The sequence below is a fragment of the Streptococcus mitis genome (assembly GCF_946190275.1).
Classification (GTDB): domain Bacteria; phylum Bacillota; class Bacilli; order Lactobacillales; family Streptococcaceae; genus Streptococcus; species Streptococcus mitis_DC.
On sequence record NZ_CAMHZQ010000013.1, the window covers coordinates 1 to 16,130 of the forward strand.

10 protein-coding genes and 1 pseudogene are annotated in these 16,130 nt (G+C 41.8%); 9 read left to right on the forward strand and 2 right to left on the reverse strand.

Annotated elements, in window-relative coordinates:
• The 9 genes from zmpC to rpsD all read left to right on the forward strand — a co-directional run.
• Positions 1 to 4,767 (forward strand): zinc metalloprotease C (zmpC, locus tag N8M20_RS07350; protein ID WP_261079596.1); only part of this gene is annotated, 4,767 nt, incomplete at its 5' end.
• A gap of 286 nt (positions 4,768 to 5,053) precedes the next feature.
• Complete coding sequence (locus N8M20_RS07355; protein ID WP_261079597.1) at positions 5,054 to 5,818, forward strand: nucleoside phosphorylase; 765 nt, start codon at positions 5,054 to 5,056, stop codon at positions 5,816 to 5,818.
• A 33-nt stretch (positions 5,819 to 5,851) separates the two neighbouring features.
• On the forward strand, positions 5,852 to 7,231 hold the full coding sequence (locus N8M20_RS07360; RefSeq protein ID WP_261079598.1) for a TrkH family potassium uptake protein: 1,380 nt from the start codon (positions 5,852 to 5,854) through the stop codon (positions 7,229 to 7,231).
• Positions 7,232 to 7,244: 13 nt separating this feature from the next.
• A complete protein-coding gene (locus N8M20_RS07365) occupies positions 7,245 to 7,910 on the forward strand; it encodes a potassium channel family protein (RefSeq protein ID WP_261079599.1) in 666 nt (221 codons plus the stop codon).
• A gap of 155 nt (positions 7,911 to 8,065) precedes the next feature.
• Entirely contained in the window at positions 8,066 to 9,082 is a 1,017-nt protein-coding gene (locus N8M20_RS07370; RefSeq protein ID WP_261079600.1) for a glycosyltransferase family 2 protein, read from the forward strand.
• Between the two features lie 115 nt (positions 9,083 to 9,197).
• The gene (locus tag N8M20_RS07375) at positions 9,198 to 11,909 is read left to right on the forward strand and encodes an SSURE domain-containing protein (protein ID WP_261079601.1); all 2,712 of its coding nucleotides are present in this window, start codon (positions 9,198 to 9,200) and stop codon (positions 11,907 to 11,909) included.
• A gap of 123 nt (positions 11,910 to 12,032) precedes the next feature.
• The gene (locus tag N8M20_RS07380) at positions 12,033 to 12,731 is read left to right on the forward strand and encodes a response regulator transcription factor (protein WP_033675718.1); all 699 of its coding nucleotides are present in this window, start codon (positions 12,033 to 12,035) and stop codon (positions 12,729 to 12,731) included.
• Complete coding sequence (locus tag N8M20_RS07385; RefSeq protein ID WP_261079602.1) at positions 12,728 to 13,780, forward strand: HAMP domain-containing sensor histidine kinase; 1,053 nt, start codon at positions 12,728 to 12,730, stop codon at positions 13,778 to 13,780. Before N8M20_RS07380 ends, N8M20_RS07385 begins: the two co-directional genes overlap by 4 nt.
• A gap of 194 nt (positions 13,781 to 13,974) precedes the next feature.
• Positions 13,975 to 14,586, forward strand: a complete 612-nt coding sequence (gene rpsD, locus N8M20_RS07390) for a 30S ribosomal protein S4 (protein ID WP_000092756.1) — start codon at positions 13,975 to 13,977, stop codon at positions 14,584 to 14,586.
• Between the two features lie 95 nt (positions 14,587 to 14,681).
• Here the strand turns inward: rpsD and N8M20_RS07395 are convergent.
• Together N8M20_RS07395 and N8M20_RS07400 are read right to left on the reverse strand one after the other, a co-directional pair.
• Positions 14,682 to 14,810 (reverse strand): annotated as a pseudogene (locus N8M20_RS07395) (site-specific integrase); the annotation flags it as partial.
• Between the two features lie 33 nt (positions 14,811 to 14,843).
• Positions 14,844 to 16,100 (reverse strand): ISL3 family transposase, encoded by a 1,257-nt coding sequence (locus tag N8M20_RS07400; protein WP_261079603.1) that lies wholly within the window; start codon positions 16,098 to 16,100, stop codon positions 14,844 to 14,846.
• Between the last annotated feature and the right edge of the window lie 30 nt (positions 16,101 to 16,130).

A 16,130-nucleotide genomic window follows, 5' to 3' on the forward strand; every position in this document is an offset into this window, starting at 1 on the left:
CATGAGGGCGAAGCCGCAGTTCGCGAAGAAACTCCAGAATATACTAAACCACTCGAAACTAAAGGCACGCAAGAGCCCGGACATGAAGGTGAAGCTGTAGTCCGTGAAGAAACACCAGAGTATACAAATCCCTTAAAAACCAAAGGTACACAAGAACCAGGTCATGAGGGCGAAGCGGCAGTCCGCGAGGAAACTCCAGAATACACTGATCCAGTGTCAACAAAAGGCACACAAGAACCAGGTCATGAGGGCGAAGCCGCAGTTCGCGAAGAAACTCCAGAATATACTAAACCACTCGAAACTAAAGGCACGCAAGAGCCAGGTCACGAGGGCGAAGCCGCAGTCCGCGAGGAAACACCAGAGTATACTAAACCACTCGAAACTAAAGGTACGCAAGAACCAGGACACGAAGGAGAATCCGTAGTAACAGAGGAGCTTCCAGCTTTAGAAGTTACTACAAGAAATAGAACGGAAACAGAAAATATTCCTTATACAACAGAAGAAATTCAAGATTCAACACTTCTGAAAAATCGCCGTAGAACAGAACAACCAGGTCAAGTAGGAACACGTACAATTCAATATGAAGACTACATCGTAGATGGTAATGTCGTAGAAACTAAAGAACTATCACGAACTGAAGTAGCTCCGGTCAACGAAATCGTTAAAGTAGGAACACTTGTGAAAGTTAAACCTACAGTAGAGATTGCAAACTTAACAAAAGCTGAGAACAAAAAATCTATAACTGTAAGCTATAACTTAACAGACACAACATCGGCGTATGTCTCTGCAAAAGCGCAAGTTTTCCATGGGGACGATTTAGTTAAAGAGGTGGATATAGAAAATCCTGCCAAAGAGCAAGTGATATCAGGTTTAGACTACTACACGCCTTATACACTAAAAACACGTTTAACTTATAACCTAGGAGAAAACGATAAACAAAGTACAGAAGTTTCAACAAAAAATTTCGAACTAGATTATAAGAAAATAGAAATTAAAGATATCGACTCAGTAGAACTATACGGTAAAGAAAATGACCGTTATCGCAGATATTTAAGTCTAAGCGAAGTACCGACTGATACGGCTAAATATTTCGTAAAAGTAAAATCAGATAGCTTCAAAGAAATGTATATACCTGTAAAATCTATTACAGAAAATACAGATGGAACTTATAAAGTGACGGCAGCTGTTGATCAACTTGTAGAAGAAGGTACAGAAGGTTACAAAGATGACTATACATTTAATGTAGCAAAATCTAAAGCGGAGCAACCAGGAGTATATACATCGTTCAAACAACTTGTAACAGCGATGAGAAGTAACTTAGCTGGTGTGTACAAATTAGCGGCAGATATGACAGCTGATGAGGTAGGATTACCAGAAAATCAAACAAGTTACATAACAGGAGAATTCACAGGAACGTTAGTAGGAGCAGAAGGAAGTAAAGCATATGCTATATACGACCTGAAAAAACCACTATTCGACACATTAAAAAATGCAACTGTAAAAGACTTAGACCTTAAAAATACGCAAGTAGATAGTAAAGAAAATGCCGCAGCAGTAGCAAAAACAGCCAACAATGCTAATATCAGCAATGTAGCTGTAGAAGGAAAAATCTTAGGAAGCAAATCTGTAGCAGGATTAGTAGTAGATGCGACAAATACGAGAATAGAAAACAGCTCATTCAGCGGAAAACTAGTCGCCAATCACGCAGATAACAATGCAAATTACGCTGGAGGAATAGTTGGTAAATTAACTGGTGGAAATGCCAAAGTTGACCGAGCGAAAGTAGATGCCGTAATCTCTACAGCAGCTCGTAACAATAACCAAGCAGCCGGAGGAATCGTTGGTAAACTGGAAAGTGGAGCCTTAGTGACACGTTCTGTAACAACAGGTAAAATCCTAAACGGTCAAGGATATCCAAGGGTTGGAGGTATAGTTGGATCTACCTATCCAAGAGGTCGTGTGGACAATGTAGTCAGCAATATGATTGTTGGTGATGGATATGCCACTACAGGAGACCAATTTGGTGGAGCAGATGTGAAGAATGCTATTACCTCTGTTGAAAACAAAAAACAAGATAACTTCGTTCGAAAAGTAAATAAAGAAGAAGCGGATGCTAAGATTGCTTCTTATGGAATCACAGTAACTCTTGATGATACTGGACAAGACTTAAAAGCAAACTCAAAAGAAATTGACTATACAAGATTAAGTCAAGCACAAGCAGAAAGAAGAGTAGCCTATAACAATATTGAAAAACTAATGCCATTTTATAACAAGGAATTAGTTGTTCACTATGGTAATAAAGTAGCGACAACGGACAAACTTTATACGACAGAACTGCTAGACGTAGTACCGATGAACGGAAACGAAATAGTAACGGACATTAATAATAAGAAAAATTCGATCAATAGAGTTATGTTACACTACAAAGATAACACGGTAGAGTACTTAAACGTAACATTCAAAGAAAACTTCGCAAACAGTCAAGTGGTCGAATACAATGTCGCAGACAAAGGATACATATTTACACCAGAAGCATTTGTCTCAGATTATACAGCGATAACGAATAATGTACTAAGCGAATTGCAGAATGTAACATTCAGCTCAGAAGCGACTAAGAAAGTACTAGGAGCGGCAGACGATGCAGCATTAGATAACTTATACTTGGATAGAGAATTTGAGGAAGTTAAAGCTAATATTGGAGAGCACTTAAGAAAAGTATTAGCGATGGATAAATCCATCAACACTACGGGAGATGGTGTAGTTGAGTATGTAAGTGAGAAAATCAAACATAACAAAGAAGCCTTCATGCTGGGACTTACTTACATGAACCGTTGGTACAATATTAATTATGATAGTCTAAATACGAAAGATTTATCAGTGTACAAATTTGACTTTAACGGAAATAATGAAGCTTCAACGCTAGACACTATCATCGCTTTAGGAAATAGCGGACTAGAAAACCTACGAGGACCAAATACGACAGGGCTATATGCGAGCACACTTGCACCACTTAAGGGAGAAGATTCAGTCTTTGACTTCGTAGAAGCCTATAGAAAACTATTCTTACCAAACAAAACCAATAACCAGTGGTTGAAAGACAATACAAAAGCCTACATAGTAGAGGCGACATCAGATATAGAAGAAGTTCGTGAAAAACAAGTATCACCAACGGCTGATAAGAAATACTCAATAGGAGTATATGATAGAATATCAGCACCAAGTTGGGGATATAAGAGTATGTTGCTGCCACTATTAACGATGAAAGAAGAAAGTCTGTATGCAATATCTACGCTATCAACATTAGCCTTCGGTAGCTATGAACGTTATCGAGACAGAGGAGCTGATGGAGCGATTCTCTCAGGAGATGCCTTGAAACAATATGTTCGTGGAAAAGTAGATCAATCTGCAAAATGGCAAAGAGATCATTATGATATCTGGTATAAAGTTCTAGCACCAGAATTTAAAGAAAGATTATACCGTGCAGTGCCGGTAACAGATGCATTTGAGGTAAAAGATACAAATGGTAGAGGCTACTGGGCAACATTATCAGACAAAAACATAGACTCTATCTATAGTTTCTTCGGGCCAGCAGGTAAATACCATACGCCAAGAAAGAATGCAGGAGCTTATGCAACAGGAGTAGAGGCCTACTTTGTAAGTGATAGACTGTTAGACCAATATGGAACATCGGTTTATAGTCATGAGATGGTGCACAACTCAGACGGAAGAGTCTACTTCGAAGGAAACGAGCGACGTGAAGGACTGGGAGCAGAACTATATGCACTAGGACTACTTCAATCAGCGGACAGTGTAGATAAAGATGCAATAGTATTAAATACAATCTTCAAAGGAGATAAAGACTCAAGAACTCGCTTGCACACATACGATCCAACGGCAAGATTCACTTCTGAAGAAGAAATTCAACACTACTTACACGGAATGTATGATGTGCTATACACGCTTGATGCGATGGAAGCCAAGGCAGTATTAACTCAATCTGACACGGTTAAGAAACAATGGTTTAGAAAAATAGAGAACTACTATGTGCGTGATGATAGATATAACAAGGATACACACGCAGGAAATAAGGTTCGACCATTAACAGATGAAGAAGTAGCAAGATTAACAACGTTAGACTCATTAATCGAAAATGACATCATCAATAGACGTGCTTATCAAAATGAAGCTCAATACGGAAGAAACGGATATTACACAATAAGTATGTTCTCACCTATCTATGCAGGACTAAGCAATCCAAACGGTGCGCCAGGAGATGTCATGTTTAGAAAAACAGCATTTGAATTATATGCGGAAAAAGGATATCACAAAGGATTCCTGCCGTATGTTTCTAACCAATACGGAGCAGATGCACTTGCAGAAGGAAGTAAAACATACTCAAGTTGGTACAAACGAGATGTTGCTTTAGTTACAGATAGTTTAGTATTGAGAAAAGTATTTGATAATCACTATACAAACTGGGTAGAATTCAAAAAAGATATGTTTAACCAACGTATCAATAAACAGGCGAACTTGAAGCCAATTACTATTCAATATGAACTCGATAAGCCGAACAGCACAAAAGAAGTAACCATTTCATCAGCACAAGAAATGCAAGCTTTAATTGATGCGGCAGTAGCGCACGATGTGAAAAATCTTAAACGTGCAACAGAAAATGTTCCGTCAAGTTGGGTTCACTTACTGAAACAGAAAATCTATAATGCCTACCTACGTAGCACAGATGATTTCAGAGAATCTATTTATAAATAAGATTGTAGAGTTTTATTGTTGAATAGTGTTTCTTGCAAGAATGAGGAGTCAGATGACCAATCTACTCCTTTTTCTTTCTTTATAAGTCCTCAGTTACTTTGCACAAGGCTTCTACATTTTTTACTCAGCCCACATTTATTTGCCCTATATCATAGCAAGTTTGCTTTATTAAGCAATTGCAAAGCATCTTGTAACTGGGATGCTTTTTTCTCTTCAGTTTATCATTCTCCTCCTTGACACTCGGTCAGCTTTTGATACAATAGTACAAAATCAGAGGAGGTGGCTTATGATTCAGAAACATGCGATTCCCATTTTAGAGTTTGATGACAATCCTCAGGCGGTCATCATGCCCAATCACGAGGGGCTGGACTTGCACTTGCCCAAGAAGTGTGTCTATGCTTTTTTAGGTGAGGAGATTGACCGTTATGCGAGGGAAGTAGGGGCGGACTGTGTCGGCGAATTTGTTTCTGCCACCAAGTCCTATCCAGTCTATGTTATCAACTACAAGGGCGAGGGAATTTGTCTGGCTCAGGCTCCTGTAGGTTCAGCTCCAGCAGCCCAGTTTATGGATTGGTTGATTGGCTATGGTGTGGAGCAGATTATTTCCACTGGAACCTGTGGTGTGCTAGCTGATATAGAAGAAAATGCCTTTCTAGTCCCTGTTCGTGCTCTGCGAGATGAAGGAGCCAGTTATCATTATGTGGCGCCTTCTCGTTATATGGAAATTCAGGTAGAGGCTATTGCTGCTATTGAGCAAGTTTTGGAGGCCAGAGGGATTCCTTATGAAGAAGTCATGACCTGGTCCACAGATGGTTTTTACCGAGAAACGGCTGAAAAGGTGGCTTATCGCAAGGAAGAAGGCTGTGCTGTTGTGGAGATGGAGTGTTCTGCGCTTGCGGCAGTAGCCCAATTGCGTGGGGTCCTCTGGGGAGAGTTGTTGTTTACAGCTGATTCTCTAGCGGACTTGGACCAGTACGACAGTCGTGACTGGGGTTCAGAAGCTTTCGAAAAGGCCTTGGAACTCTGTCTTGAGATAACTTCTCAGATATAGCTACTCTCCATCTTTTTATGGTACAATGGATGTATGTTATTCAAATTATTTGTTAAAAAAATTGAAAGAGTCTTGGGCGGACTTTCGCCCGCTCGTCGAATTTTTCTGAGTTTCGCTGGAGTTATTTTTATAGGTTCTCTCCTTTTGGGTTTGCCTTTTGTTCAGGCGAGTGGTTCGCAGGCCACTTATTTTGACCATCTTTTTACGACAGTATCAATGGTCTGTGTGACTGGTCTTTCTACGCAACCAGTGGCTACGACCTATAATGTCTGGGGGCAGTTGATTTGTATGCTCTTGATACAGATTGGTGGTCTGGGGCTCATGACCTTTATCGGGGTCTTTTATATTCAGGGGAAGCAAAAGCTTAGTCTTCGCAGTCGTGAAACCATTCAGGAGAGTTTTAGTTACGGGGAAACTCGGTCGCTGAAGGCCTTTATGCGGTCCATCTTTTTGACGACTTTTATGGTGGAGGGCTTGGGTGCCTTCCTGCTAAGTTTCCGTTTTATTCCTGAGTTCGGCTGGGGACGAGGCCTTTTTACCTCTATCTTTTTAGCCATTTCAGCCTTTTGTAATGCTGGTTTTGATAATTTCGGCAGTAGCAGTTTAGTGGCTTTTCAGACGGATCCCTTGATTAATCTGGTCATTGCTGGCTTGATTATCACAGGCGGTCTTGGCTTTATGGTTTGGTTTGACTTGGCAACCCAGTTTGATAAGAAGAAAAAACGCCGTCTGAGGTTCCACACTAAGCTGGTTCTCTTCTTGACTGCAGGGATTTTACTGTTTGGGACAGTATCTACGCTCTTTACAGAGTGGCACAATACAGGAACGATTGGCAATCTCAGTGTTCCAGAGAAAGTGCTGGTTAGCTTTTTCCAAACCGTCAGCATGAGAACAGCTGGCTTTGCTTCTATTGATTACACTCAAGCTCGGCCTGTGACCTTGTTTATCTATATCCTACAGATGTTTCTGGGTGGAGCGCCTGGAGGAACGGCTGGGGGGCTCAAGATTACGACTTTCTTTGTCTTATTGGTCTTTGCGCGTAGTGAATTGCTGGGCTTACCTCATGCTAATGTTGCGCAGAGAACCATTGAGGCTCGAACAGTCCAAAAATCCTTTAGTGTCTTCATTATCTTTTTGATGACCTTCTTGTTGGGCTTGATGTTGTTGGGAATTACGGCAGAAGGAACACCGCGATTTATCTACCTCATGTTTGAGACCATTTCAGCTCTTGCGACAGTTGGGGTAACGGCAAATCTGACGCCAGAACTGGGCAAGCTAGCTCTCAGCATTGTCATGGTGCTCATGTTTATCGGCCGTATCGGTCCCTTAACCTTGCTGGTTAGTCTAGCGGATTACCAGCCTGATAAGAAAGATTTGATTCAGTATATGAAAGCAGATATTAGTATTGGATAAGAAAGGAAGAATGATGTCAGATCGTACGATTGGAATTTTGGGTTTGGGGATTTTCGGGAGTAGTGTCCTGACAGCCCTAGCCAAGCAAGATATGAATATCATTGCCATTGACGACCACGCAGAGCACATCAATCAATTTGAGCCTATTTTGGCGCGTGGAGTTGTTGGCGATATCACAGATGAGGAACTCCTCAGAACTGCAGGAATTGATACCTGTGATACGGTTGTAGTGGCAACAGGGGAAAATCTAGAGTCGAGTGTGCTTGCAGTTATGCATTGTAAGAGTCTAGGGGTACCAAGAGTTATTGCCAAGGTCAAAAGCCAGACAGCTAAGAAGGTGCTAGAAAAAATCGGTGCTGACTCGGTGATTTCACCTGAGTATGAAATGGGGCAGTCTCTAGCGCAGACCATTCTCTTTCATAACAATGTTGATGTCTTTCAGCTGGATAAAAATGTGTCTATCGTAGAGATGAAAATTCCGAGTGTTTGGGCAGGTCAAAGCCTGAGCCAGCTGGATCTACGTGGCAAATACAACCTCAATGTCCTAGGATTTCGTGAACAAGAAAATTCACCACTGGATGTCCAGTTTGGCCCTAATGATCTCTTGAGGGCAGATGCCTATATCTTGGCGGTCATTAACAACCAGTATCTAGATGACTTGGCAGAATTAAATTCGTAAGGAGGGGAATCCCCTCTTTTTTGATGTTCAAAATAGCAAATAGAGATAGCAACCCTTGTATTCTAGTAAAAGTCCTTCAAAAACTGGACTTTATGGTAGAATAGAAAGAAGTGACAAGAGAGTAAGAAAAAATCAGTCCCCTAAAGGAGTAGATTATGAAGTTATTGTCTATCGCCATCCCTAGCTACAATGCCGCTGCCTATCTTCATTACTGTGTGGAGTCGCTAGTGATTGGTGGTGAGCAAGTTGAGATTTTGATTATCAATGACGGATCTCAGGACCAGACTCAGGAAATCGCTGAGCGTTTAGCCAGCAAGTATCCTAACATCGTTAGAGCTATCTATCAGGAAAATAAGGGCCATGGCGGTGCGGTCAATCGTGGCTTGGCGGAGGCTTCTGGGCGCTATTTTAAAGTAGTGGATAGTGATGACTGGGTGGATCCTCGTGCTTACCTAAAGATTCTTGAAACCTTGCAGGAACTAGAGGGTGATGGTCAAGAGGTTGACGCCTTTGTGACTAATTTTGTCTATGAAAAGGAAGGTCAGTCTCGTAAGAAGAGTATGAGTTATGAGTCAGTCTTGCCTGTCCAACAGATTTTTGGCTGGGATCAGGTCGGAAATTTCTCAAAAGGCCAGTATATCATGATGCACTCGCTGATTTACCGGACAGATTTGTTGCGAGCGAGCCAGTTCCAATTGCCTGAGCATACTTTTTATGTCGATAATCTCTTTGTCTTTACCCCCCTTCAGCAGGTCAAGACCATGTACTATCTGCCTGTCGATTTCTATCGTTATTTGATTGGGCGTGAGGACCAGTCTGTCAATGAGCAAGTGATGATTAAGCGCATTGACCAGCAACTCAAGGTTAATCGTCTTTTAGTAGATCAGCTTGATTTATCCCAAGTAAGCCACACCAAAATGCGAGAATATCTGCTGAATCATATTGAAATCACGACGGTGATTTCCAGTGCCTTGCTCAACCGATCAGGCACAGCAGAGCATCTTGCCAAAAAACGGGAGCTGTGGACCTATATTCAGCAGGAAAATCCAGAGGTCTTTCAGGCTATTCGGAAGACCATGTTGAGCCGTTTGACCAAACATTCAGTCTTGCCAGCTCGCAAACTTTCTAATGTCGTCTATCAAATCACCAAATCTGTTTATGGATTTAATTAATATAAGTATTTTATAAGAGGGATTTAAGAAAAATTTTAACTTTTTCTTAATCCTTTTTAATTTTAGGAGATTATACTAGAGTCATCAAATAAAGAAAAACTCTAAGGAGAATCTTATGAAATTCAATCCAAATCAAAGATACACTCGTTGGTCTATTCGCCGTCTCAGTGTCGGTGTTGCCTCAGTTGTTGTGGCTAGTGGCTTCTTTGTCCTAGTTGGTCAACCAAGTTCTGTACGTGCCGATGTGGTCAATCCGACACCTGCTCAAGTTGTACCAGACGTTGCCTCGGTGAGTGAAAAGAACGACTTGCCAGCAGAACTTCTCAAAGAAGCAGTCGATACAGCTCTTCATTCAGAACAGGCAGACTCAGCACCTAAAGCAAGCTTGGATACTACAAGCTCTCCAGAAAAAGCAGCTACGGGTGCTAAAGACCAAGTGGTAGCGCCAAAAGAAGAAGTGCAAGTAAAACCAGAATCTAAGAAAGAAACAGAAGATGCGCTTAAACCTGTGACAAATCCTGCGCCTACAGTTTCTGGACAAGACCGTGAAGCAAATGAAGCGCAACCAGCAACCACCCCAGCTGAAGTCCAAAAAGGTTTAGCCGACAATACCAAAGACACAGTAGATGTCCCAGCCACTTACTTGGATAAAGCCAACTTCCCAGGCCCATTCACAGCAGGTGTCAACCAAGTCATCCCATACGAATTCTTCGCGGGAGACGGTATGTTAACTCGTCTGATTTTGAAAGCTTCAGACAAGGCCCCATGGTCAGATAATGGTTCAGCTAAAAATCCGGCCCTTCCACCAGTAGAAAACTTGGGCAAAGGTCTTTACTTCTATGAAGTGGATTTGGCTGGTACTCAAGGTAAATCAGATAAAGAGCTTCTAGACCTTTTGAAACAAAATGGCACTCAAAGTTACAAGGCAACTATCAAGGTGTACGGTGCCAAAGATGGCAAGGCTGATTTGAGCAATCTCGTAGCGACTAAGGATTTGGATGTCAATTTGAATGGCTTAACTACTCCAGCTGAAGTGAAAAAAGGTGTAGCAGACAATACTAAAGATACAGTAGACGTCCCAGCCACTTACTTGGACAAAGCGAACTTCCCAGGCCCATTCACAGCAGGTGTCAACCAAGTCATTCCGTATGAATTCTTCGCCGGTGACGGTATGTTGACTCGCCTTATCTTGAAAGCCTCAGACAAGGCTCCATGGTCAGACAACGGCTCAGCTAAAAATCCGGCCCTTCCACCAGTAGAAAAATTGGGCAAAGGCCTCTACTTCTATGAAGTAGACTTGGCAGGTACTCAAGGTAAGTCAGATAAAGAGCTTCTAGATCTCTTGAAACAAAATGGCACTCAAAGTTATAAAGCTACTATTAAAGTGTACGGTGCTAAAGATGGTAAGGCCGATTTAAGCAACCTCGTAGCGACTAAGGATTTGGATATCAATTTGAATGGCTTGACTACCCCAGCTGAAGTTCAAAAAGGTGTAGCCGACAACACCAAAGATACAGTAGACGTCCCAGCTACTTACTTGGATAAAGCTAATTTCCCAGGCCCATTCACAGCAGGTGTCAACCAAGTCATTCCGTATGAATTCTTCGCTGGTGACGGTATGTTAACTCGCCTTATCTTGAAAGCCTCAGACAAGGCTCCATGGTCAGACAACGGCTCAGCTAAAAATCCTGCCCTTCCACCAGTAGAAAAATTAGGCAAAGGCCTCTACTTCTACGAAGTAGATTTGGCAGGGACTCAAGGCAAATCAGATAAAGAGCTTCTTGACTTGTTGAAACAAAATGGTACACAAAGTTATAAAGCCACTATCAAGGTATACGGTGCCAAAGACGGCAAGGCGGATTTGACTAATCTTGTAGCGACTAAGAATTTGGATGTCAATTTGAATGGCTTAACCACTCCAGCTGAAGTCCAAAAAGGAGTAGCTGACAACACCAAAGATACAGTAGATGTTCCAGCTACATACTTGGACAAAGCCAACTTCCCTGGTCCATTCACAGCCGGTGTCAACCAAGTCATTCCATATGAATTCTTCGCAGGTGACGGTATGTTGACTCGCCTTATCTTGAAAGCATCCGACAAGGCTCCATGGTCAGACAATGGTTCAGCTAAAAATCCCGCTCTCCCACCAGTAGAAAAATTAGGCAAAGGTCTCTACTTCTACGAAGTAGATTTGGCAGGGACTCAAGGCAAATCAGATAAAGAGCTTCTTGACTTGTTGAAACAAAATGGAACTCACAGCTACAAGGCAACTATCAAGGTTTATGGTGCGAAGGACGGCAAGGCCGATTTGACTAATCTCGTAGCGACTAAGGATTTGACAGTGAACTTGAATGGACATCAGTCTCTTACTCAGATGCAATCAGGTTTCGTCCCATCTTCTAATGGTTCAGCTATGCCGGCTCCAATGATGAATAGTCATCAAGATGCGTCTAAGATGAACGCTCAAATGCCAAGTGCCAATCAGGATGAGATGAAATCTAAAATGCCAGCTGCTAGTCAGGATAAGATGATGCCTAACAAAGAGCAGGACAAAACCATGAATGCTAGCCAGCCTATGGCAACACCAAGCATGAAACAAGATCAAGCTCCAGCAGCCTCAAGCCAAATGTCTGATGAAGGCAAGATGATATCCAATAACAAGGTATCAAGTCCGATGATGGCTGCTCAAATGAAAGACCAAAAAGACATACTTCCATATACTGGTGAAGCCCAAACATCAATGGCTACTATTGGATTCTTTGGATTAGCCTTGGCCGGCCTGCTAGGTGGACTCGGTTTGAAAGCTAAAAAAGAAGAAAATGACTAGTCTAGTTACAGACTTTCTATCTAGGATATGAAAAATCCAGATATCGTTTAGAATGTTCGTAAAGAGATTAAAATAGTGTTATACTATTGTGGTATAGCACTGTTTTTTTCAAAGGAGAGACAGATGGGAAAGACAATTTTACTCGTTGACGACGAGGTAGAAATCACAGATATTCATCAACGTTATCTGGTTCAGGCGGGATATCAGGTTTTGGTGGCCCATGATGGAGTAGAGGCCTTGGAAATCTTCAAGCGAAAAGCGATTGATTTGATTATTACAGATATCATGATGCCTCGGATGGATGGTTATGATTTGATTAGTGAGGTCCAGTATCAATTTCCAGATCAGCCTTTTCTCTTTATCACGGCTAAGACTAGTGAGCAGGACAAGATTTATGGTCTGAGCTTAGGGGCAGATGATTTTATTGCCAAGCCCTTTAGTCCACGTGAGCTGGTTTTGCGTGTCCACAATATCTTACGTCGCCTTCATCGTGGAGGTGAGACAGAAGTCGTCAGTCTCGGGGATTTACGGATGAATCACGGTAGTCATGAGGTCCAAGTCGGAGATGTGGCGCTTGATTTGACCGTCAAATCCTTCGAACTTCTATGGCTTTTAGCCAGCAATCCAGAGCGCGTTTTCTCCAAGACAGACCTCTATGAAAAGGTCTGGCAAGAAGACTATGTGGATGACACTAATACCTTGAATGTTCATATTCATGCTCTGCGACAGGAGTTGGCTAAACATGCTAGTGCAGAAACACCGACCATCAAAACCGTCTGGGGCTTGGGCTACAAAATTGAGAAAGCACGAGGTAGTCAATGAAATTAAAAAGTTATATTTTAGTGGGGTATGTCATTTCAACACTCCTAACGATTATCGTGGTTTTTTGGGCTGTTCAAAAAATGCTGATTGAGAAAAGCGAGATTTACTTTCTGCTTGGAATGACCATCGTTGCCAGCCTTGTCGGTGCTGGGATTAGTCTCTTTCTCCTATCGCCGGTCTTTACTTCACTGGGCAAACTCAAGGAGCATGCCAAGCGGGTAGCGGACAAGGATTTTCCTTCAAATTTGGAGGTTCAAGGCCCTGTAGAATTTCAACAATTAGGCCAAGCTTTCAATGAAATGTCCCATGATTTGCAGGCTACCTTTGATTCCTTGGAAGAAAGCGAACGAGAAAAGGGCTTGATGATTGCTCAACTTTCGCATGATATCAAGACCCCCATCACTTCGATCCAAGCGACGGTAGAAGGGATTTTGGATGGGGTTATCAAGGAAGGAGAACAGGACCATTATCTAGCAACTATTGGGCGCCAGACTGAAAGACTCAATAAACTGGTTGAGGAGTTGAATTTTTTGACTCTAAACACAGCTAGAAATCAGGCGGAGACGACTAGTAAAGACAGTATTTTTCTGGATCAGCTCTTGATTGAGTGCATGAGTGAATTTCAATTCTTGATTGAGCAGGAAGAGCGAGATGTCCATTTGCAGGTAATCCCAGAGTCTGCCCGGATTGAAGGAGATTATGCCAAGCTTTCTCGCATCTTGGTGAATCTGGTCAATAACGCTTTTAAATACTCAGCTCCAGGAACCAAGCTGGAGGTGGTAGCTAAGCTGGAGAAGAACCAGCTTTCAATCAGTGTAACCGATGAGGGGCAGGGCATTGCTCCAGAGGACTTGGAGAATATTTTCAAACGCCTTTACCGTGTTGAAACTTCGCGTAACATGAAAACGGGTGGTCATGGTCTTGGTCTTGCGATTGCGCGTGAATTGGCCCATCAATTGGGTGGGGAAATTACAGTCAGCAGCCAGTACGGCCTAGGAAGCACCTTTACCCTCCTTCTCAATCTCTCTGGCAATGAAAATAAAGCTTAAAACCCCTTTACAAATCTAGCCATTCATGGTAGAATGGATTTTGTGTGAAATATCAGCAGGAAAGCATGAAGCTCGTCAACAGGTGTCTTATGATAAGTAACCTTGGCTGTTTAGGCGAAGGGCATCTGCACGAATCAGGGCTTTCTAAGTGACTATTTCCACCGAAATATTATTTATATCAGGAGGACATTCACATGTCACGTTATACAGGACCATCTTGGAAACAAGCTCGTCGCCTTGGCCTTTCACTTACAGGTACAGGTAAAGAATTGGCACGTCGTAACTACGTACCAGGACAACACGGACCAAACAACCGTTCTAAATTGTCAGAATACGGTTTGCAATTGGCTGAAAAACAAAAACTTCGTTTCACTTACGGTGTAGGTGAAAAACAATTCCGTAACTTGTTCGTACAAGCTACAAAAATCAAAGGCGGAATCCTAGGTTTCAACTTCATGCTTCTTTTGGAACGTCGTTTGGATAACGTTGTTTACCGTCTTGGTCTTGCGACTACTCGTCGTCAAGCTCGTCAATTCGTAAACCACGGTCACATCCTTGTTGACGGAAAACGCGTTGATATCCCATCATACCGTGTAACTCCAGGTCAAGTGATCTCAGTTCGTGAAAAATCATTGAAAGTTCCAGCTATCCTTGAAGCAGTAGAAGCTACTCTTGGTCGTCCAGCATTCGTATCATTCGACGCTGAAAAATTGGAAGGTTCATTGACTCGCTTGCCAGAACGCGACGAAATCAACCCAGAAATCAATGAAGCACTTGTCGTTGAATTCTACAACAAAATGCTTTAATTTTAAGATATATCTTACAGAAAGCCTACAACAGTGGGCTTTTTGCTTTGTCTTAAAATGTTGATTTCTGGGTTTGTCATCATTTTTGTCCCCCTTTACAAAGAACTTATAGCTTTCTCATAAAATGAGACGGCTGTTTTTGCTTTTTCTTTGGAGAGATGGCTGTAAGTGTCCATAGTCATAGCTAGTGTAGAATGATCTAGACGGTGTTGTAATTCTTTATGGCTCTTTGTCAACTGTAGTGGGTTGAAGAAAAGCTAAGATCTAGAAAGGACGAAATTTGTCCTTTCTTTTTTGATATTGAGAGCGATAAAAATTCGTTTTTTGAAGTTTTCAAAGTTCCGAAATCCAAAGGCATTTCGTTTGATAAGTTTAACGAGATTATTGGTCGCTTCCAGTTTGGCGTTAGAATAGGGGAGTTGAAGGGCGTTGACGATTTTCTCTTTTTCCTTTAGAAAGGTTTTAAAGACAGTCTGAAAAAGAGGATGAACCTGCTTTAGATTGTCCTCAATAAGTCCGAAGAATTTGTCAGGTTCCTTGTTCTGAAAGTGAAAAAGCAAGAGTTGATAGAGATTGTAGTGGTGTTTCAACTCTTCTGAATAGCTCAAAAGCTTGTCTAGAATCTCTTTATTCGTTAAGTGCATACGAAAAGTAGGGCGATAAAATCGTTTATCACTCAGTTTACGACTATCCTGTTGAATGAGTTTCCAGTAGCGTTTGATGGCCTTGTATTCATGGGATTTTCGCTCAAATTGATTCATGATTTGGACACGGACACGACTCATAGCACGGCTGAGATGTTGGACAATGTGAAAGCGGTCGAGAACGATTTTAGCGTTAGGAAAAAGTTTTCTGGCAATATCGTAGTAGGGGCTAAACATATCCATCGTAATGATTTTCACCTGACAACGAACAGCTCGCTCGTAGCGCAGAAAGTGATTTCGGATGATAGCCTGTGTTCTGCCTTCAAGAACAGTGATGATGTTGAGATTATCAAAATCTTGTGCAATGAAACTCATATTGCCCTTAGTGAAGGCATACTCGTCCCAGGACATAATCTCAGGAAGACGAGAAAAATCATGCTTAAAGTGGAAATCATTGAGCTTTCGAATGACAGTTGAAGTTGAAATGGAAAGCTGATGGGCAATATCGGTCATAGAAGTCTTTTCAATTAACTTTTGCGCAATCTTTTGGTTGATAATACGAGGAATTTGATGATTCTTCTTGACGAGTGAGGTCTCGGCGACCATCACTTTCGAGCAATGATAGCACTTGAAACGACGCTTTTTCAGAAGAATTCTAGTAGGCATACCAGTCGTTTTGAGGTAAGGAATCTTAGACGGCTTTTGAAAGTCATATTTTTTCATTTGACTTTCACAATAAGGACAAGATGGAGCATCGTAGTCTAGTTTGGCGATGATTTCTTTGTGAGTATCCATATTGATGATATCCATAAATTGGATATTAGGGTCTTTTATATCGAGTAGTTTTGTGATAAAATGTAATTGTTCCATATGATTCTTTCTAATGAGTTGTTTGATCGC